20 protein-coding genes, 1 pseudogene and 1 riboswitch are annotated in these 19342 nt (G+C 35.4%); of the genes and pseudogenes, 9 read left to right on the top strand and 12 right to left on the bottom strand.

What is annotated here, in order from left to right:
- Positions 1-187 precede the first annotated feature (187 nt).
- The 8 genes from ACIQ1H_RS06590 to ACIQ1H_RS06555 all read left to right on the top strand — a co-directional run bounded on the left by ACIQ1H_RS06590 (position 188) and on the right by ACIQ1H_RS06555 (position 7000).
- Positions 188-1162: an alpha/beta fold hydrolase gene (locus tag ACIQ1H_RS06590; protein ID WP_402887445.1), complete on the top strand. Its 975-nt coding sequence runs from the start codon at positions 188-190 to the stop codon at positions 1160-1162.
- A gap of 13 nt (positions 1163-1175) precedes the next feature.
- A complete protein-coding gene (locus ACIQ1H_RS06585) occupies positions 1176-1844 on the top strand; it encodes a response regulator transcription factor (protein ID WP_402887443.1) in 669 nt (222 codons plus the stop codon).
- On the top strand, positions 1841-2839 hold the full coding sequence (locus ACIQ1H_RS06580; RefSeq protein WP_402887441.1) for a sensor histidine kinase: 999 nt from the start codon (positions 1841-1843) through the stop codon (positions 2837-2839). The genes ACIQ1H_RS06585 and ACIQ1H_RS06580 overlap by 4 nt, the downstream gene beginning before the upstream one ends.
- Positions 2840-3169: 330 nt before the next feature.
- A riboswitch (TPP riboswitch) is annotated at positions 3170-3281 on the top strand.
- A 196-nt stretch (positions 3282-3477) separates the two neighbouring features.
- Positions 3478-4473, top strand: a complete 996-nt coding sequence (locus tag ACIQ1H_RS06575) for an ABC transporter substrate-binding protein (RefSeq protein WP_402887440.1) — start codon at positions 3478-3480, stop codon at positions 4471-4473.
- Positions 4474-4767, top strand: a complete 294-nt coding sequence (locus ACIQ1H_RS06570; protein ID WP_172771442.1) for a thiamine-binding protein — start codon at positions 4474-4476, stop codon at positions 4765-4767. It begins immediately after the preceding gene.
- Positions 4764-5537, top strand: coding sequence for an ABC transporter permease (locus tag ACIQ1H_RS06565; protein ID WP_402887439.1), 774 nt, complete (start codon positions 4764-4766; stop codon positions 5535-5537). The genes ACIQ1H_RS06570 and ACIQ1H_RS06565 overlap by 4 nt, the downstream gene beginning before the upstream one ends.
- Positions 5512-6261, top strand: coding sequence for an ABC transporter ATP-binding protein (locus ACIQ1H_RS06560; RefSeq protein WP_402887438.1), 750 nt, complete (start codon positions 5512-5514; stop codon positions 6259-6261). Before ACIQ1H_RS06565 ends, ACIQ1H_RS06560 begins: the two co-directional genes overlap by 26 nt.
- Complete coding sequence (locus tag ACIQ1H_RS06555; protein ID WP_402888562.1) at positions 6251-7000, top strand: TatD family hydrolase; 750 nt, start codon at positions 6251-6253, stop codon at positions 6998-7000. Before ACIQ1H_RS06560 ends, ACIQ1H_RS06555 begins: the two co-directional genes overlap by 11 nt.
- 22 nt (positions 7001-7022) lie before the next feature.
- On the opposite strand, the gene ACIQ1H_RS06550 is transcribed toward ACIQ1H_RS06555, so the two are convergent.
- The 5 genes from ACIQ1H_RS06550 to ACIQ1H_RS06530 all read right to left on the bottom strand — a co-directional run bounded on the left by ACIQ1H_RS06550 (position 7023) and on the right by ACIQ1H_RS06530 (position 11539).
- Positions 7023-7211 carry a hypothetical protein gene (locus ACIQ1H_RS06550; protein ID WP_402887436.1) on the bottom strand — a complete coding sequence of 63 codons (189 nt, stop codon included), beginning with the start codon at positions 7209-7211 and terminating at the stop codon, positions 7023-7025.
- Positions 7212-7310: 99 nt separating this feature from the next.
- On the bottom strand, positions 7311-8855 hold the full coding sequence (locus tag ACIQ1H_RS06545) for a solute symporter family protein (protein ID WP_139860345.1): 1545 nt from the start codon (positions 8853-8855) through the stop codon (positions 7311-7313).
- Complete coding sequence (locus ACIQ1H_RS06540; protein WP_172771445.1) at positions 8852-9190, bottom strand: DUF485 domain-containing protein; 339 nt, start codon at positions 9188-9190, stop codon at positions 8852-8854. Before ACIQ1H_RS06540 ends, ACIQ1H_RS06545 begins: the two co-directional genes overlap by 4 nt.
- A 459-nt stretch (positions 9191-9649) precedes the next feature.
- Positions 9650-11203, bottom strand: a complete 1554-nt coding sequence (locus tag ACIQ1H_RS06535) for a solute symporter family protein (protein ID WP_402887434.1) — start codon at positions 11201-11203, stop codon at positions 9650-9652.
- Positions 11204-11539: a DUF485 domain-containing protein gene (locus tag ACIQ1H_RS06530; protein WP_172771447.1), complete on the bottom strand. Its 336-nt coding sequence runs from the start codon at positions 11537-11539 to the stop codon at positions 11204-11206.
- 590 nt (positions 11540-12129) lie between these two features.
- On the opposite strand from ACIQ1H_RS06530, the gene ACIQ1H_RS06525 reads away from it, so the two are divergent.
- Complete coding sequence (locus ACIQ1H_RS06525; protein ID WP_172771448.1) at positions 12130-12717, top strand: SCO family protein; 588 nt, start codon at positions 12130-12132, stop codon at positions 12715-12717.
- A gap of 171 nt (positions 12718-12888) precedes the next feature.
- Here ACIQ1H_RS06525 and ACIQ1H_RS06520 read toward each other — a convergent pair whose 3' ends face one another.
- The 7 genes and pseudogenes from ACIQ1H_RS06520 to ACIQ1H_RS06490 form a co-directional block, all read right to left on the bottom strand.
- A complete protein-coding gene (locus ACIQ1H_RS06520) occupies positions 12889-14244 on the bottom strand; it encodes an NAD(P)-binding domain-containing protein (protein WP_402887432.1) in 1356 nt (451 codons plus the stop codon).
- A 140-nt stretch (positions 14245-14384) separates the two neighbouring features.
- Positions 14385-14522: pseudogene (locus tag ACIQ1H_RS06515) on the bottom strand (arsenate reductase/protein-tyrosine-phosphatase family protein); the annotation flags it as partial.
- 12 nt (positions 14523-14534) lie between these two features.
- A complete protein-coding gene (gene arsB, locus ACIQ1H_RS06510; protein ID WP_402887430.1) occupies positions 14535-15593 on the bottom strand; it encodes an ACR3 family arsenite efflux transporter in 1059 nt (352 codons plus the stop codon).
- Positions 15586-15912: an ArsR/SmtB family transcription factor gene (locus ACIQ1H_RS06505; RefSeq protein ID WP_402887428.1), complete on the bottom strand. Its 327-nt coding sequence runs from the start codon at positions 15910-15912 to the stop codon at positions 15586-15588. Before ACIQ1H_RS06505 ends, arsB begins: the two co-directional genes overlap by 8 nt.
- A gap of 668 nt (positions 15913-16580) precedes the next feature.
- The gene (locus ACIQ1H_RS06500; RefSeq protein ID WP_402887426.1) at positions 16581-17099 is read right to left on the bottom strand and encodes a ClbS/DfsB family four-helix bundle protein; all 519 of its coding nucleotides are present in this window, start codon (positions 17097-17099) and stop codon (positions 16581-16583) included.
- A gap of 498 nt (positions 17100-17597) precedes the next feature.
- Positions 17598-18446, bottom strand: a complete 849-nt coding sequence (gene accD, locus ACIQ1H_RS06495) for an acetyl-CoA carboxylase, carboxyltransferase subunit beta (protein WP_402887424.1) — start codon at positions 18444-18446, stop codon at positions 17598-17600.
- 21 nt (positions 18447-18467) lie between these two features.
- On the bottom strand, positions 18468-18728 hold the full coding sequence (locus tag ACIQ1H_RS06490; protein WP_402887422.1) for a hypothetical protein: 261 nt from the start codon (positions 18726-18728) through the stop codon (positions 18468-18470).
- Positions 18729-19342: the final 614 nt, after the last annotated feature.

Below are 19342 nucleotides of genomic sequence, written 5' to 3'. Positions count from 1 at the left end.
TAAACGCACAGTTATAAAGTGCTCCTAGGAAAGTCACGAATCGTTGATTTAAAAGCATTCGTGACTTTTTAATGTGAACAACAACTTTAGTCAGTCGCTATCGCCATTAAAAAATTATCAAAAGTTTATAAGAATTATATTTTTCTACTTTAACCTTGTATTAATAATTGAAAGGGGGAAGTAGAAAATGAAAAAAATGATAAAGTGGTTTTTGATAAGCTTCTTCACAATATTGATTGTGCTTATCGGCTCTGTATTTAGCTTCCATAAGTTCAAAGAGAATAAAGAGACATCGTTATTAGAGAATAATACAGGTAAACTAATCGATTTTAACGGGAAGAAGCTTAACATTTTTTCAGAAGGTCAGGGCGCAGAGACATTTGTATTTATGGCTGGCTCAGCAGTAGCAGCACCTATGTATGAATTAAAAAGCTTGTATCGTCATTTCTCAAAAGAAAATAAAATTGCCGTTGTGGAAAGAGCAGGATATGGGTATAGTGATGTATTTAACGACGATCGAGATATCGATGTAATAGTAGAACAAACGAGGGAAGCACTAATTAAAAGCGGCAATAAGCCCCCTTATATATTAGTACCACACTCTATTTCAGGAATCGAAGCTATCTATTGGGCGCAGAAATATCCGAAAGAAGTGAAAGCGATTGTGGCGTTAGATATCGGTTTACCTTCTCAATATATAAAACATCCTGTAAGTTTCGTAGAAAAGGCTTTTATGAAGGCAGGAACTATATTAAGTGCATTAGGATTTCAAAGATTGTTTCCGTTTTTAGCCTATAACGAAGCCGTCTTAGAGAAAGATTTTTTGACTTCACAAGAAAAAACTATATTTAAGGCAATATCAAATAAACAGGGAATCAACCATGATATGGAACAAGAAATGCTACATTCCGTAACTAATAGCAAAAAGTCGACCGCATTACCTATTCCAAAAACAACACCTATTTTATTGATTGATGCTTACCTTGATAAAAATTCTGAAGCGGCGAAAGCATCACTAAAAGATTATCAGGATTTTGTAAAGAAGTTAGACGTTTCAAATGTTATTCAAATAAAAAGTAAGCATAGTATTTACTTGTACCATTCAACTGAAATCTATGAAGAAACGCAAAAGTTCTTGCAAGAGAAGGTTGAAAAAAAGTGAGGAATATACGAAAATGTTGTTTTCAATTTTACTTGTAGAAGATGATGAAATGATTGGAAGTTTATTGGAGAATATACTTCAAAAAGAAGGTTATAAAGTAATCTGGTTAAAAAATGGTACTTCTTTATATACCGTTATTAAGCAAGTGGACATTGTTATTATGGATATTATGCTACCAGGCGAGGACGGGTATCATATTTCTATGCGAATTAATCAGTTAGGGCATAATATTCCTATCATATTTTTAACGGCTAGAAGTGATATTGATAGTAAATTAAGAGGGCTTGAAATTGGAGAAGATTACATGGTGAAGCCATTTGATCCGAGGGAATTATTAATACGCATAAAAAATAGATTAGCTGCTTCTTACGGAATTCACAAACAAATACAGCATTTATCCATAGATGTTACTCATAAGCGTGTTGTTAATAATCAAAATAATAAAGAAGTCGAATTTACAGCCATTGAAAAGAAAATATTCTTTTACCTTTATGAAAACGCAGATTTTATTTTATCTAAAGAACAATTCATTGATTACCTTTGGCAGCTAGAAGATCGTAATCCCAATTTAATTAATGTGTATATTAAAAAGCTCCGCAACAAGATTGCCGATACAGATGGTGTGATTATTCAAAATGTATATGGAGAAGGGTATCGTATGAATACCCGTGTTAAACAATGAAACTAAAAAAGAAATATCAACTATTGCTATTATCGGTTATATTCAGTGTTCCTCTTTCTATTGTAGTGATTAATGTTATTGTAACGGTAATTTACAATTATTTTTCAAATGATACAGAAACCCAGTTTTTTGAGTCAAAAGCCTATCCAATAATGCTAGGTTTATTTCTCGTCAGCTTTTTTACTTTGGCTATATTATTTTCCAAATCCATTAATTCATTAATTAAACGAATAAATGAATTAAACCAAACCATTATGGAGTTGGCGAGTAATGACAAGAAGAGACTTCAAAAGATCTCTTACTCTAGAAATGATGAATTAGGGGATTTAACTAATGCAGTAAACCTGCTCATTGACCGTACGATATCGAAGGAAATTGAAATAATGCAACAAGAGCAAATGAAACTAGAACTTTTAACGCAGTTGCGCCATGATATTAATACACCTTTAACAGCTATGCGCTTACAACTTTACACAATCGAAAATGATTTTTCACAACATCAGGATATTTTCAATTCTCTAAACGAACAAATAAACTATATTTCGAAATTATCCAATGAATATGACTTTGAGCGCTTATCTCGTGTTGATAATTCCTATATAATCATGGAAAAAGTCGACGTTCCAAAACTTATCCATACCATCATTTTAAAGTGGAATTTTTTATATAAAATCAATCAAATCTCTATTGTGTTAAACGATTCTCCAACGAAATTCCATTGGAAGAGTAATGAAATTTGGTTGCACAGATTATTTGATAATATCTTCCAAAATATTTTGCGTCATGCAGCATGCGATACTTTGGAAATCACTTTGCAAAAAAACGTAATTATATTTAAAGATAATGGGGTTGGGTTTAATGTGGTGGAAAAGGGCACTGGCCTACGAATCATCGAAGATATTTGCCGAATGCTTGAACTACAGAGTACAATCCAATCTAACGAAAAAGGTACTCAAGTTACGATAAGTTATGCGCAACATTCAAACTTTTTGTAATGGCAACACCAGCAAATTAAAAGCCTCCCAAAATTGTATTTGAGATCAACTTTATGTTTAACGGGGTAAATGCATAAATCATACATGGAATTGGGTGCTTTTGTTTACACATTTTTCGATTGTTTTTTCGGAAGTGATATTTGTCCCAAAATACCATACAGCATAGTCTGCTACTCCAAACGCCATGCTTAAAACCTTTTCTATTTGCAAAAGTCATGTCGCAGATTACTAGTATAGTCTTGTAAAAGCTCATTTTTTTCAACTACGAAAATTACTAGCTTGTCATTTTACGATACATATGGGTATAATAATCAACGAAAAGTTCATAAGTTAAGAATGTAGGGGGGCTGGAAGTTGCCAGCTGAGATTGCGTCCGTTTAGATGCTGACCCTTTGAACCTGATTTGGCTCGTACCAGCGTAGGGAACATCTATTCAAAAATAATCATTTACTATTTTTTGATACCGTTTGCAAACGTCTGGGATAACTCCCAGGCGTTTTTTGTTTAGGATTCATTATTCCACCTAAAACGAGGAGTAATCAATCATAAGCACTGCAAATGGCCTTAGAATACCTTTTTTTCTGGTGTAAACATTCAATCATGAACACTTTCAAACTACTAGACTTGGAGGACACAGCATGAAAAAGTGGTTTTTCGTTCTTATTGCTGCATTAGTAACATTAGTTGGTTGTAGCGAAAAAGAGGACAAAGAGGAAACAAACTCATTAAAAAAGGTATCCGTTGTACTAGACTGGACACCTAATACAAATCATACAGGACTGTATGTGGCGAAAAAGCTGGGCTACTTTGAGGAGCAAGGCTTAGACGTGGACATTATTTTACCTGGTGATGCTGGTGCTGATCAGCTAGTTGCATCAGGCAAAGCACAGTTTGGCGTAAGCTATCAGGAAGGTATTACGCAAGCACGTGTACAGGGTGTACCACTTGTATCAATTGCCGCAATTATTCAGCATAATACATCTGGCTTTGCTTCGATTGCTTCAAAGGGCATTACATCTCCAAAGGACTATGAAGGAAAAACGTATGGTGGCTGGGGAAGCCCAATAGAACAAGCTGTTTTACAATCACTTATGCAAAAAGAACAGGCGGATATCAAAAAATTAGATATTGTTAATGCAGGAGATTTAGACTTTTTCACCATGATGCAAAAGGATATTGATTTTGCCTGGATCTATTATGCGTGGACAGGTATTGAGGCGGAGCTACGTGGGGAAACATTAAATATGCAGTATTTAACAGACTATAGTGAGCAACTTGATTATTATACACCTGTTTTAGCTACGAATGAAAAGATGATTAAGGATAATCCTGATGTGGTAAAGGCATTTGTAGCTGCAACGACAAAAGGCTATGAGTATGCCATTGAGCAACCTAATGAAGCGGCTGATATTTTACTTGAAGCGGTACCTGACTTAGATAAAGCACTTGTGCATAAAAGTCAAGAATGGCTAGCAAACAAATATCAAGATGATGCAGCGCAATGGGGCGAACAAAAATTAGCAGTTTGGGAAAACTATGCGGAATGGATGACGAAAAACAACGTCTTAGAAGGAAAATTTAATGCAGAGCAAGCATTTACAAATGATTTCTTACCAACGAAAGGAGCAAATTAAATGGCTAATTCATTAATCAGTGTTCAAATTATACCGAAAACAGAAAAATATGAGGATGTCATCCCTTTCGTGGATGCGGCAATTGCAATTATCGATGCTGCAGGTGTGCGCTATGAGGTGCAGCCACTAGAAACGACTATGGAGGGAGAACTGTCTACCTTACTCCAAATTATTGAACAGATGAATCAAAAAATGATTGACTTAGGTGCCATTAATGTAATTACACAAGTAAAAATTTTATATCAGCCAACTGGCATTACAATGGGGACATTGACGGAGAAATATCGAGGATGAAACAAGTAGTAACGAAAGGAAGGTCGATTATTTTTATCGCCTTCCTATTAGTCATCTGGGAAGTCATTATCCGTTTTGCTGAAATCCCACATTGGCTATTGCCAGCGCCGAGTGCCATCGTGATGGAGGGCATTCACTCTTACCAAACGTTTCTTCCCCATGTTTTCGCTACTATACAGCTTGCTGTGATAGGTCTTGCTATTGGTGTGCTTTGTGGCTTGAGTGTTGCGGTGTTATTACATCGTTCAAATACAATGCGGGCATTCTTATATCCGATTTTAATTGTGTCGCAAAATGTGCCAGTGCTCGTTTTAGCGCCATTATTAATTATTTGGTTTGGCTTTGGGCTGTTACCAAAGCTAATTATTATTTGTCTCGTTTGCTTTTTCCCAATCGTTATTGCGGCAATGGATGGCTTTCGTCAAACGTCACCAGAACTTAAGCATTATTTTGCGATGATTGGTGCTACAAAACGTCAAACGTTTTGGAAATTAGAATGGCCATTTGCCTATCCATCTATATTTTCAGGTATTAAAATTGCCGCGACATATAGTGTGATGGGAGCAGTCATCGCGGAATGGCTTGGTGCGAAAAAGGGGATTGGTGTTTATATGACACTTGCTCAATCATCGTTTCGAACGGATCGTGTATTTGTGGCGATATTTGCGATAGTTTTGTTAAGTTTATTGTTATTTAGTGTTATACGTTTCGTCGAAAAGATTACTGTAAAGGGGAGAGGATCACATGCTGAACATTCAAGACATTTCTAAATCCTTTGGCGCGCTTGAAGTAGTGAAAAACCTATCCTTTACGGTAAAGGAGGGCGAATTTGTAGCGATCATTGGTCCCTCAGGTAGTGGGAAAAGTACGCTTTTTCAATTAATAGGCGGTATATCGCCCTTAAATCAAGGAGCTATTTTGTTAAATGGAGAAAACATTCAGCAAAAACCAGGCACCATCGGCTACATGCCACAGCAACCTAGCTTATTACCTTGGCGGACAATTTTGGAAAATGTCACGATTGTCGAAGAATTACATCATCGACCTAATATAGAGATTGCAAGAAAGTGGTTAGAAAAGGTTGGCCTAGCTTCTTTTGAAAATGCATATCCCCATGCTTTATCTGGAGGCATGCAGCAGCGCGTATCCTTTCTGCGAGCAATCGTCAGTGAGAAACCGATACTATGCCTAGATGAGCCGTTCTCAGCTCTAGACGAGTTTACAAGACTAGAAATGCAAGCGTGGTTGTTATCGATTTGGGAGGAACATAAAAAATCTATTTTGTTCGTTACACATAGTATTGAAGAAGCGTTATTTTTAGCTGATCGGATTATCGTATTAACAAAACGTCCAGCTACGATCAAGGAGGAAATCATTGTTCCGTTTGCACGACCACGCTCTGAAGAAATTCGCCATTGTGTACAATTTACTCAATTAAAACAACAACTTTTCCATTACTTAAAAGAAGAAAAGGACGATGCGTATGTTGATTGATGCACATATCCATTTAGATCAGTATAAGGAAGAAGAAGTGCCTCTACTACTTGATGAAGCACAATATGTCATTGCAGTGAGCACGGACTTGCAATCGTGTGAGAAAACGCTGAAATTATCGAAAACCTATGCAAAGGTAAAGCCAGCATATGGTTTTCATCCTGAACAATCTTTGCCGAGTGACAGAGATAGAAAAGCTTTATTTGACTGGTTACAGCTTCATGCTAGTGACATGATTGCTGTTGGAGAGGTCGGGTTACCTTATTATCGTAGACAAGAGAAAGAGATCGATGAGAGACCTTATATTGATTTATTAGAACAATTTGTTAAGTTTGCAAAAGAGTTTCACAAACCGATTGTGTTACATGCTGTTTATGAGGATGCTTTAATCGCGTGTGATTTACTTGAACGATATGGTGTGACTAAGGCACATTTTCATTGGTTTAAGGGAAGTGAAGAGGCGATTGTGCGTATGATACATAATGGCTATTTTATTTCAATTACACCTGATTGTGTTTATGAAGCAGAAATTCAAGCATTGATTAAAAGATATCCATTAGAGCTGATGATGGTGGAAACGGATGGACCGTGGCCTTTTGAAGGGCCTTTTGATAAAAAGCTTACATCGCCCTATATGATGTCTAATACAATTGAAGTCATTGCAATGATTAAAGGCTTAACAACGCAGGAAGCGGCAAAAATTGTAACAGAAAATACAAAGAAATTTTATAGTTTATAGTGATAATACAAAACAGCCACATTTAGAGCGAGTCATCGTCTCCATGTGGCTGTTTCCTATGTTTCGCTCTAATATGCTCTAATGTTGCACGCTTCGTCTTTGTCACGCGCTCATGCGTACTAAAAGGGGAAGTTTGACGTTTTCTCTCCACATCCTTACCTTGTGTACGTTTTAAATGCATACGTTTCTTTTTAGCTCTAGATAATGCCATGATAATCCCTCCATTTCACATTACCAATATATTACCGAAAAAGGGGACAAAAGTAAAACCTCGTAAGCTAATGGCCTACGAGGTTTTTTAGTCATAATATTAGTGAGATACGTCTTGTACTGAAATACCAGTGTTTGCTTTTACATCAACTTCACGGTATTTCGCGTCATCAGTTTCTTTAGATAATAAAGTTCCGATGAATCCACCAAGGAAACCGAGTGGCACAGAGATAAGGGCTGGGTTTGTTAACATAATTAACGGTTCACCCACAAAAATAGCTTTGCCTTCAACTGGATTCCAAATGTTTGGAGAAACCGCTACAAGTACTAAAGCGGAAATTAAACCTGTTAACATCGCTGTCACTGCACCAGCAGTATTAAAGCGTTTCCAATAAATTGTGTAAATAATTACTGGTAAGTTTGCAGAACCTGCAATACAGAATGCAAGCGATACTAGGAACGCAACGTTTAATGTTTGAGCACCAAGAGCAAGAAGGATTGACACGATAGAGATCGTAATAGAACCAATACGAGCCGCAAATACTTGCTCTTTTTCTGTAATTTTACCTTTTTTAATGATTTGACCATAAATATCATGTGATAGGGCAGATGCACCAGAAAGTACAAGACCTGCTACTACCGCTAAGATTGTTGCGAATGCTACCGCACAAACGAATGAGAACAGAATATCGCCACCAAGTGCTTCTGCAAGTAGTGGAGCAGCCATGTTACCAGCCGCGTTAGCAGCAATAATATCTTCTTTACCAACGAATGCAGCTGCGCCGAATCCTAAGAAGATTGTTAAAACGTAGAAAATACCTACAATCCAAGTTGCCCATATTACTGAAGAACGAGCTGTTTTTGCGTCTTTTACTGTGAAGAAACGCATTAAAATATGTGGAAGACCCGCAGTACCTAATACAAGTGCGATTAACATCGAGATTGTATCAAGACCATTTGTATATTTAAGTCCTGGATTTAAGTATGCTGCACCGCTTTCAGTAGCAGTCGTCATTTCTGAGAACATTGTTGAAATACTGAAACCAAACTCTTTTAATACTAGGAACGAAATAATAACTGTACCTAACATTAATAGACAAGCTTTAATAATTTGTACCCAAGAAGTTGCAGTCATACCGCCGAATAAAACGTAAGTTGTCATCATAACACCTACGATTAATACCGCAACCCAATAGTCGATTCCTAGAAGTAATTGAATAAGTGCGCCTGCACCAACAAGTTGTGCAATCATGTAGAATAATACAATTGTAATTGTACTTAAAGCTGCTGTACCACGAACTTTAGAATTGTTAAAACGTGCTGTAATCATGTCAGCCAGTGTGAATTTACCAAGGTTACGTAATGGCTCAGCTACGATATAAAGAACCACTAAGTAAGCTACTAAATAACCGATAGAGAAGAAGAATCCATCAAATCCAAATAATGCAACGGCACCAGCAATACCTAAGAAAGAAGCTGCTGATAAGTAGTCACCAGCGATAGCTAGTCCATTTTGCCAGCCAGTTAAACCACCGCCTGCAGTGTAAAAGTCGGTCGCAGAAGAAGTACGTTTAGATGCCCACCATGTAATAATTAATGTAAGACCAACGATTGCTACGAAGAAAAATATTGCTATTGGGCTCATAGGCGGCCACCCCCGTTTTCATATTCAGCGATAATTGCTTTCGCTTCTTTGTCAAAGCTATTTGCTTTCGCAACATATAAGTGACATAAGCACCATGTCATAATGAATAATCCTGCTGCATAAATCCATACCCAAGTAACTTCCCCAAAAGCTTTTTGGTGTAGGATTGTTGTGTAAGATGTAAGAATCGGAAGCAACAGGTAAGCTGCTAAGAAGAATACAGTGATTGACCAAAGAAATGCATTCTTCCTTTTTACAAGAGATTTAAACGATTCTTGTTTAGCAATAGCATCATAGTCTATTACAATGCTTTTGCTTGCTTGATTGTTCGCCATAAACATTCCCCATTTTGTGTTTATTTTTACTGCTTAAATACTGAATTTTGCTACTTTAGTGAATTCACATCTTAATTTTATGAGACAGTTCACAAAATTGCAATACATTTCAGAAAAATTATGGAAAAAAAATTTCCATAAAAATAGTCTTGAAACAGAAAATATGAGACAAAGCCTAGAAATTAAAGGGTTTTGGAATATTCAGATAAATTAATAACGTATGGATATTACTAGCTTCTTGACAAAAAAACGATTGTAATAACCGAGAAAAAATGCGTTTTTTCCAGAAAAAATAAACACTATTTATCTAGTGGAAAATGGATATTTTCTTAAATTTGGAAAATAAATAGTATTGTTCGATAAGTAAAATGTTTGAATTTTTATAGTAAAAATTAAAAAGACTCGACCAAAGTCGAGTCTTTTTATTAATAATTGATGCTTCATTCCGATATAAATTTATTAATGAGAAATATCTGAAACAGATACACCTGTATTCGCTTTCACACGAATTTCTTTGTAAATCCGATCTGCTTCTGCTTGAGACACTTTGTTAGCAGAAAGAACTGAACCTAAGTAACCAGCAATAAAGCCTAATGGAATTGTAATAATTGCAGGGACTGCTAGTGGCACTAATGGCTCTCCAACAAAAATTGCAGCACCTTCTATTGGACTCCAAACATTTGGACCCATTGCGCCTAATATTAAGCAGGAAACTAAACCAGTTACCATTGCTGTAACTGCACCAGTTGAGTTGAACTTTTTCCAGTATATTGTGTAAAGAATAACTGGTAGGTTAGCAGAGGCGCCAATACAGAATGCAAATGATACTAAGAAGGACACATTTAAACTTTGAGCAAACAATGCCAGAATAATAGAAACGATGGCAATCGAAATAGAGCCAGTGCGAGCAGCTACAACTTGTTGTTTCTCTGTTAATTTACCATCTTTCATAATCTCACCATATATATCATGAGAAATTGCCGATGCACCTGTTAATACTAAACCAGAGACTACGGCTAAAATGGTTGCAAAAGCGACAGCGCAAATGAATGACATTAATACATCTCCACCAAGGAATTCAGCTAATAGTGGTGCAGCAGTATTACCAGCCTTACTTTCTGCGATGATTTTATCAAGACCTACAAAGTGCATTGCACCAAAGCCTAAGAAAATTGTTAACGAGAAGAAAATGGCCGTAATCCAAGTTGTCCAAGATATAGAAGCACGAGCAGTTTTCGCATCTTTAACAGTAAAGAAGCGCATTAAAATATGAGGTAAACCAGACGTTCCTAATACAAGTGCCATCATCATTGATACAGAGTCAATTGAGCTTGAGTACTTCATACCAGGGACTAAAAATTTGTCGCCATGATCGGCAGAAATCGTATCAAACATTTTCACTAAAGAGAAATCAAATTTCATTAGTACAAGTGTTGCTAATAGACCTGTCCCAAATAATAAAAGTCCAGCCTTAATAATTTGAACCCAAGAAGTAGCTGTCATCCCACCAAACAATACATATGTTGTCATCATTACTCCTACAATTAACACCGCAATCCAGTACTCAATTCCGAATAATAATTTAATAAGTGCACCAGCACCGACTAATTGCGCAATCATATAGAGAATAACAATAATAATTGTTCCAGTTGCAGCAACACCACGAATACGTTTTTCATTAAAGCGAGCTGTTAACATATCTGCCAACGTATAGCGTCCTAAATTACGCATTGGCTCCGCAATTACATATAATAGAACTAAATTTGCAACGACATATCCTACTGAGAAGAAAAAACCATCAAATCCAGTTAAAGCAATAGCTCCTGAAACCCCTAGAAAAGCAGCAGCTGATAGGTAATCACCTGCAATGGCAAAACCATTTTGCCAGCCTTTCAGACCACCACCTGCTGTATAAAAATCGCTTGCAGAAGAAGTCCGTTTCGCTGCTATATACGTAACGATTAATGTTAAACCTACGATTCCTAAGAAGAAACCAACTGATACTAAATTCATTTATTTTCCACCTTTCGCTTGGTACTCTGCAAGAACTGCAGCAGCAGCTTTATCGAATGAAGCCGCTTTTTTTACATATACTGTACAAAGAACAATTGTCATGATGAAAAGTCCTGCTGAATAAATCCAAACGCCCGTTATACTACCAATAATTTTTTGTTGTAGTACAGGTTGAAAAGCAAGGATTGGCAGTAAAATATAAAGAAATAAAAACCCTGCTGTAATCGAGAAAAGGAAGGTGTTTTTCTTTTTCACGAAAATGTTGAACGATTCCATAGCTTCAATTGCATTATAGTCAACTGATTGTACGTTTTTGTTCTCAGTAATGTTAGCCATCATTATTCCCCCTAAAGTTATATATTTCTGTTTTAAACGACATATTTCTTTGTTAATCGCCGTTATATTCACTTATTTTATGAGGTAGATTCTTATAATGCAATACTAAATTTTTAGTTTTTCAAATTTTTAGTTAAATTTAGATAGTCGAAATAATGTAGAAATAATAAGGTTTTAATAGAAATTTCCCGTTAGAAAGAGAATGGAATTCGTTATTAAAATAGTATATTAATAATAGCTTATTGATAATAATTTTGAATGTAGGAGAAAATTCGAACTTGAAAGAGAAATTTAATGCTTTCCTTAATTTTGTATAAAATGTCAGTTATAAAGGAATAGCTAAAAAACATTGTTATATAACAAGTGTTAAACGTCTTGGGAAATAAGAAAATTAGTAAATAAATGTTGTGAAATTTTTTTGAAAATTTTCTGTATATAAAAAATAGAAATGCTAGATGTATACCAAAAATATACAGATTAAGAGTGGATGACATAATGGAGGAAATGATTCAAGTTCATTATCTTGTATTTGTATTCTATTATTTATACAATAAAATACGATGATAAACTGGAGGGAAGTGTACATTTTAATGGGAAAGAAAAGGATCATACTAGTTGGGTTACTAGTATTAACCACAATTTTGGCAGCTTGCGGCAGTTATAAATTCGAACCTAAAATGAGTATTGATGTAGAAGATTTTTCATTTACGAATCAAAATAATAAGCAAGTAAGCCTTGATAGCTTAAAAGGACAGCCTTGGCTAGCAATGTTCATATTTACAAATTGTAATTCGATTTGTCCGCCAATGACATATAATATGACGGATGTGCAAAAGTCATTAGAGGATGAAGGTGTGAAGAATTATCAAATAGTAGCATTTAGTGTAGATCCTGAAGTAGATACGCCAGATATTTTAAAAAATTATTTACAAACATATTCAGTTGTTAAGGATAGCAAATGGCAGCTACTAACTGGTTATGATCAAAAGTATATTGAGCAATTTGCGCGAAAATCTTTTAATTCATTAGTGAAAAATGATCCGAATTCTGATCAAGTCGTACATATGTCGAGCTTTTATTTAGTAAATGCTGACGGAGTTGTCGTGAAGGATTATGACGGCGCTACAAATGTACCTGTAGAAACTATCGTAGCAGATATGAAAGCCTTATCTAAATAAGATGAATAAACTCAGATGATGTAACGATTATCTGAGTTTATTTTAATTTTGTCTCACTATCATAAGTATACTTTTCAATGAAACGTAACTTCCTATAATTTATATTATGTAAACTAAAATTATTTTACGGCGAGAAAAAGGACTGCTAGCTTTCGCTAACAGTCATATTTTTTAACAACATGAATTTGATTGATTAGCAAGATTTATACCGCATACCCCTGTTTCAGGTAACTCCAATTCTACACGCTTCGAAGCTTCTTTATCACCTGATAAGTAAGCTGTTATTGAACGTACTTGTTCATAACCTGTTGCCATTAAAAATGTTGGTGCGCGTCCATAGCTTTTTGCCCCGACAATATAGAAGTCTTTCTCTGGTTGTCTCAATATTTCTTCCCCATGCGCTCTTACTGTTCCACAACTATGCTCATTAGGGTCAATTAGAGGTGCCAATGCTTGCACACTTTCTGTTGCTGCATCAATGGAAAGCCGTAGTTCACTGTTAATCGTAAGATCTGGTCGATTACCTGCGTTGACAATAAGCTCTTCAAATCCTGTTAATACCTTTGTTTCCCCGTTAATAGTACCAACAATTTGGATGCTCTCATCTTTCTTTAACTGTGAGATATAGAAAGGTGTTATTACTTCAACCTTACCTGAATCTACTAATTCGTGAATACGTACTCCTAGTGCGCCACGAGCTGCTAATGCATCTTTTTCTTCGCCACCATATGCTTCTTCAACAGATCTTTTACGCATAATCCATACTAATTTTGTTGCAGGATTCTCTTTTTGTAATTCTGCAAGTGCCAATAAGGTATTAATAGCTGAATGGCCACCACCTATAACAGCAATCTTCTTATTTGCATATCTCTTAGCATTCGTATTTATATCTGGAATACCATACTCAATTTGATCTGCTAATGCTTTTTCATTTCTCAGCCAAACCCCTGTAGAATTTGCTGGGTTAGGATTTGCCCAAGTACCTGTCGCATCAATAACAGCTTTCGCCTCAATGATATTGATGTCATTCTCTTGTTCAACATAAATATTAAAGGATTGTTCTACTCGATTTTTTGTCTTCATCTTATCATTAAATTTTCGTGAAATCCCAACTACTTTTGCGTTCAATTGAATGTTAGGCTTTATTTGTACTACCTCAGATAAAGGTTTTAAATATAGATCAATTAATTCATTTCCAGTGGGTAACGTATCTAAATTAGGTTCTACCCAATTGGAGGCATCTAATAAAGCTTTGGCTGCTTTATTGATGTTATATCTCCATGGTGAAAATAGTATAACATGCCCCCAAGTACGTATATTGTGTGCTATTTCACGCCCTGCCTCTAGTAAAATAAATGCTTGCTTTTGTTCTACTAAATGAGCAGCCGCAGCTAATCCAATTGGACCTGCGCCAATGATTACAATCGGTAAATTTTTATTAGAATTATTTACAGTCTCTTGTACCTCAATATCCTTTGCAGGAGTACAACAAGATCCATTTTGATTGATTACTTTTAGTGTTTTCATAATTAACTTCTCCTCTTTCATTCTTTACATAAGCATTCCCTTATATAAAAAGCATTTTTTACGTCTAGCAGTTAGCTAGACGTTTATTTAAACTTTGTGAGTGTATTTACTACATTTCAATTTTACATATCGTTTTATCAATTTGGATTTTGACCATGTGTTTCGATACCAGCACTTTTATCTGTCCAATTGGTTGGTAGTAACTTTTTAGCCCGTCCTACAGCCATTTGACTTCGGCATGAGTTACCTGTACATAAGAAATAAAGTGTATTTGCCATTAAAACTGCTCCTTATAATTTAATTGTTTTAAAGTATTTTTTCTGCCAACGTAAGGCAACCCATACAAGTCCAATGAGAACTGGTACTTCTACAAGTGGACCAATAACAGCGGCAAATGCCACGCCACTATGCAGACCAAATACGCCAACTGCAACAGCAATAGCTAACTCAAAGTTGTTACTAGCCGCTGTAAAAGAAAGAGCTGCTGTAACAGGATAAGACGCGCCAGCTTTACGGGAAGAGAAGAATGACACAGCAAACATGATCACAAAGTAAATAAATAAAGGAATTGCAATACGTACTACATCTAGTGGTAGTTCTACTAATTGCTCACCCTTTAATGCAAACATCATCACAATCGTGAACAAAAGTGCAATTAAGGTAAGGGGTGAAATCTTCGGTAAGAACTTTTCCTCATACCACTGTTTTCCTTTAGCTTTAATCCCTATCCATCGTGTGAGGAACCCTGCTGCAAATGGAATACCTAAGTATATAAGTACACTCTTTGTAATTTCCCACATCGAAATGGATACATTGAAATTCTCTAAACCAAACCAACCAGGTAATACATTTAAGAAAAAGTAAGCAAAAATTGAATACGTCACGATTTGAAAGATGGAGTTAAAAGCAACTAAACCAGCTACGTATTCACGGTCTCCACGTGCTAAATCATTCCATACAATGACCATGGCAATACAGCGAGCTAAACCGATCATAATGAGTCCAGCCATGTACTCAGGATAATCATGTAGGAAAATGATGGCTAAAAAGAACATTAAGAACGGTCCAAGTAACCAGTTTTGAAAAAGGGATAATAAAAGCACTTTCCAATCCTTAAACACTCGCCACATTTCTTCATACTTTACTTTCGCTAACGGCGGGTACATCATGACAATTAACCCTATAGCAATCGGTATAGATGTTGTTCCAATTGACATGGACTCTAATGCTTCACCAATAGTGGGCACGGCGATACTTAATACGACACCTATCCCCATCGCCACAAATATCCAAAGGGTTAGATAACGATCTAGAAAAGATAGCTGTTTGGTTAAAGACTCCTTACTCACTATCAGTTCCCCCTACAGGGCAACAATCTGTGACACAGTTACACACGTTTAAAGGCTGAATTTGTTCTAAAATACCTTTCATAAGTGGCGTTTGATCCTCAACTAAACGGTAATGTTTCCAAGTTCCTACTTTACGCTCCGTAATAATACCTGCCTCCTTTAATTTTCGTAAATGCTGACTAACTGCTGGTTGTGATATGCCTAGAACGTCCACGAAATCACATACACATACCTCCCCATTTTTCATGCATGCAAGTAATTTAATTCGATTTAAATCTGCTGCTGCTTTTAATTGTTTTTCAATTAGTGTGTTTTCCATTTATCTACACTCCTTATATAATCATTTGCTTATATATTTTTTAAATAAAATCACCTCATAAGAAAGGTGACTAAATCGTTATATAACTATATTCTTATATTATGATTTATTGTTTTGAATTGCAACAGATATTTACTCAATTTGAAAATCTCTTTTTTTAACTCTGTTAAAAAATCCATCAGAATTAAGATTGTTTTATCTTTACCTTATTATCGAAATTACTCTAGCTTTTGAATAAAGACTGATTAAAAAATATCCCTGAATCCTTATCAAAAACCAACTTCAAAATGGAGTTACTCTTTTTAAATAGGTGCATGAGATTTTTTTAAAAAATTTTGCTCATTTTCCAGCTAATTGTTCAACAATCGCGCCCGATTGTTGAATATCGTTTATCAATTAAAGGGCCAATAATTGAAGTATAGGAACAATAGAAAATGTAGTTTGAAAGCGTCAAATATACAGGTTTTTAATCAGATAACACACTCTACATAATCTTGAAAAGTCCCATCGTAGCGTTGTTTATATATTATTTGCATAAAAAGCTGTATAAACAATATTCAAAGGAAAATCCAAGAAATGTTAGTTAAACAGCATTTCTTGGATTTCAGTCTCTCTCCAAACTTACATTTGGGAACGTTATTTTGTATGAGTTTGTATAATTTGTTTACTTATACATCTAGTTCATGTATCTTTTTCGCAATGACTGTACACTTTTTGATTGCCCATTTGTAATGGTCTACTGTATTCGCTACAAAATAACTATAAAGATTACTTGTTTTTGTCCACTTATACTGTTTTTTTGTCATTATTTCATCATACGTATGAGATTCAATTAATTGGATTATACGCTGGTGACTTAGTTTCACTTTTTTGATTGCATTTGTTAATGATTCATCTTGATAATTTGCCCAAATTTGATTGTTTAATTTGTCTAGCGTTCTCCACTGATAACCTGGAGCTGGCATTGTAGGGGTGTCACCATTCATACCTTCGTTATACCATCTTTCAAGCATCGCATGCCATTCATATAAGTGCATAAGAACGTCACGAAAGTTTTTATCACGTTCCTCTACATCAACAGTAAGTTTACGTTTACGTGTTGGAACACTTTCAATAATTGCGAATAGCTGCTCAAAACTTTCTTGAATTGTTGTTAATAAAAGCTCTTTAGAATCAGTTATTGTCATATCTATTCTCCATTTTCTTCATAACTATAGTGCATATAACAAAATTAACTTACCTTTTAACCAACCACTTAATATATTCAGCGTGGTCACTAATATCTCCTTCATTCACATATTAAAGCTCCCAAAGCGTCGTTTGGAAACATAAATAAAAGAATTTATTCAACAATATGGTCCTTTTCATGAAAAAGACGCGTTCTTAAATAATCGCGCCCGTTTGTTGAATATTATTATTTAATTAAAGGCTTTATAATTAAAGTATGGGAACGATAAAAATGCAGTTTGTTTTAAAGCGTCAAATATACAAGTTTTTTTCAGATAATACTCTCTACATAAAATTAAAAAGTACTATAATAGCATTGTTTATATATTTGCATAAAAAGCTGTATAAACAATATTCATACAAAAAAGCTCAGCTGTGTTAGACTCTTTGTAGCAATCGTTTTTAATTCATCAATTTTTTCTCGTTATTGTACTACTGGTTCTTCAAAAGCTAAATTTTTAGACATGTTGCCCACCGCCTTTTGTATGCATTTTTACAAGCATTACTAGTTGATTTCGTAAATCCTTCCGATGGAAAACTGCATCAAGCTGACCATGCTCTAGTAAAAACTCTGACTTTTGGAAATCATTTGGTAATTTTTCTCTTAATGTTTCTTCAATGACACGGCGACCAGCAAAGCCAATCAATGCTTGTGGTTCAGCAATATTAATATCTCCAACAGAGGCAAAGCTTGCTGAAACGCCACCGTATGTAGGATGCGTCATGATCGAAATAAATAATAGACCTTCTTCACTATGACGTTTTAATGCCACACTCGTTTTTACCATTTGCATTAATGATAGAATACCTTCTTGCATGCGCGCTCCACCACTAGCAGTAAAAATAATAATCGGTACACGTAATGCAATAGCCTTTTCAACGGCACGTGTGATTTTTTCTCCTACAACGGAGCCCATTGAGCCCATACGGAAATGAGAATCCATAATAGCTACAACAATTTTTTCTCCTTCAAGAGTACCAAACCCAGTCAGTACAGCTTCGCTTAATCCTGTTTGTTGTTTAGCCACTGAAATTTTTTCTACATAATCAGGGAAATTAAGTGGATTACTTGTTTGTAAATGATCATCCATTGAAACAAATGAACCTTCATCTAAGAGATATGCTACGCGCTCCTGTGCAGTCATTTTGAAATGATGGTCGCATCTTGTACACACTTTATGATTTCTTTCTAATTCCTTTGTTAACTGAATGTGACGGCATTCTGGACATTTAGTCATAAGTCCTTCTGGAAATCCCTTTTCCTGTCCGTCCTCTTTCTTTTTACTAAATACGCTACGTATTACCATGTTTTACTCCCCCTTTGATTTCTAAATGCCTTGTTCAGCATTCATCCACTGTTGGTAAGCTTTTAATGCTTCTTTTTCATAGCCAAGGTGCATCGATTTCGTTTGAATGATTAATTTTTCTTCTTCTGTTGAATTTCGATTTAAACGATCACCGTCATAAACTGCTAACTGAAACCAGACTTTTAGTGAAAAACGATTTCCTGACTTGATGATTATTTCTCGTAAAACATCCCGACAATTAATCGTACTTTCTATCTCTAGCTTTACAAAAAAACTGCCCACACTGGTAGTGTTCGCAGAGTCTCTGTACAACTTATAACGCGAATCGCTTCCTTTTCATAAATTTGTCGCGTTAATTGGACATCCTTTTTGATTTTTCATCTTCTAAAAAAAACATCGACAATATTTCTACGAGCGGATGCTTTTGTAGAAGCTAGAAATGTACCTTCCCCATGTCTCGTTTCAATAAGACCTAATAACTCTAAACATTGCAATGCCTCTCTCAGAGGATTGCCTAACACCTAGGTGTCTGAAAGGACTCTTTCGGAAGATGACTTTTCACCAGCCAGTAATTTTTCTATTTTAATAAGTTGTCGTAATTGTTGGACGATATCTAAAAATACTTTCTTTGTTCGGTTTTTTATCTATTAGATCAACTTCTTAGTCAATCTATTCGCCTTTGAATAATTATTACTGTCGCTTTCCTTTCGCGCAGATAAACAATGCATCCAAAGGCTTTATCTTCATTCAGTTGGTGTTTGGATACCTACTAAAAAGAAACAAAATCCACCATCTTCAGACGATGGCGTCTCTTAATGAATGAATCCAAAAGTGGTCTGGCCACTTTTGAAGTTGGCTTTATCTTACAAAATAATTATTTGAAAGTAAAGGAAAAA

This window comes from Lysinibacillus sp. NPDC097279 (assembly GCF_044761745.1).
Taxonomy (GTDB): domain Bacteria; phylum Bacillota; class Bacilli; order Bacillales_A; family Planococcaceae; genus Lysinibacillus.
The sequence above is the reverse complement of the archived record's forward strand: the minus strand, read 5'-3'. Positions and strand labels throughout refer to the sequence as shown.

Coding starts and splice junctions, on each gene's coding strand:
- ACIQ1H_RS06505 (WP_402887428.1), bottom strand. CDS start 15,912: ATGGAAAACACACTAATTGAAAAACAATTAAAAGCAGCAGCAGATTTA.
- ACIQ1H_RS06540 (WP_172771445.1), bottom strand. CDS start 9,190: ATGGCGAACAATCAAGCAAGCAAAAGCATTGTAATAGACTATGATGCT.
- ACIQ1H_RS06560 (WP_402887438.1), top strand. CDS start 5,512: ATGCTGAACATTCAAGACATTTCTAAATCCTTTGGCGCGCTTGAAGTA.
- accD (WP_402887424.1), bottom strand. CDS start 18,446: ATGGTAATACGTAGCGTATTTAGTAAAAAGAAAGAGGACGGACAGGAA.
- ACIQ1H_RS06575 (WP_402887440.1), top strand. CDS start 3,478: ATGAAAAAGTGGTTTTTCGTTCTTATTGCTGCATTAGTAACATTAGTT.
- ACIQ1H_RS06550 (WP_402887436.1), bottom strand. CDS start 7,211: ATGGCATTATCTAGAGCTAAAAAGAAACGTATGCATTTAAAACGTACA.
- ACIQ1H_RS06585 (WP_402887443.1), top strand. CDS start 1,176: ATGTTGTTTTCAATTTTACTTGTAGAAGATGATGAAATGATTGGAAGT.
- ACIQ1H_RS06535 (WP_402887434.1), bottom strand. CDS start 11,203: ATGAATTTAGTATCAGTTGGTTTCTTCTTAGGAATCGTAGGTTTAACA.
- ACIQ1H_RS06570 (WP_172771442.1), top strand. CDS start 4,474: ATGGCTAATTCATTAATCAGTGTTCAAATTATACCGAAAACAGAAAAA.
- ACIQ1H_RS06530 (WP_172771447.1), bottom strand. CDS start 11,539: ATGGCTAACATTACTGAGAACAAAAACGTACAATCAGTTGACTATAAT.
- ACIQ1H_RS06565 (WP_402887439.1), top strand. CDS start 4,764: ATGAAACAAGTAGTAACGAAAGGAAGGTCGATTATTTTTATCGCCTTC.
- ACIQ1H_RS06590 (WP_402887445.1), top strand. CDS start 188: ATGAAAAAAATGATAAAGTGGTTTTTGATAAGCTTCTTCACAATATTG.
- ACIQ1H_RS06545 (WP_139860345.1), bottom strand. CDS start 8,855: ATGAGCCCAATAGCAATATTTTTCTTCGTAGCAATCGTTGGTCTTACA.
- ACIQ1H_RS06525 (WP_172771448.1), top strand. CDS start 12,130: ATGGGAAAGAAAAGGATCATACTAGTTGGGTTACTAGTATTAACCACA.
- ACIQ1H_RS06555 (WP_402888562.1), top strand. CDS start 6,251: ATGTTGATTGATGCACATATCCATTTAGATCAGTATAAGGAAGAAGAA.
- ACIQ1H_RS06520 (WP_402887432.1), bottom strand. CDS start 14,244: ATGAAAACACTAAAAGTAATCAATCAAAATGGATCTTGTTGTACTCCT.
- ACIQ1H_RS06580 (WP_402887441.1), top strand. CDS start 1,841: ATGAAACTAAAAAAGAAATATCAACTATTGCTATTATCGGTTATATTC.
- ACIQ1H_RS06500 (WP_402887426.1), bottom strand. CDS start 17,099: ATGACAATAACTGATTCTAAAGAGCTTTTATTAACAACAATTCAAGAA.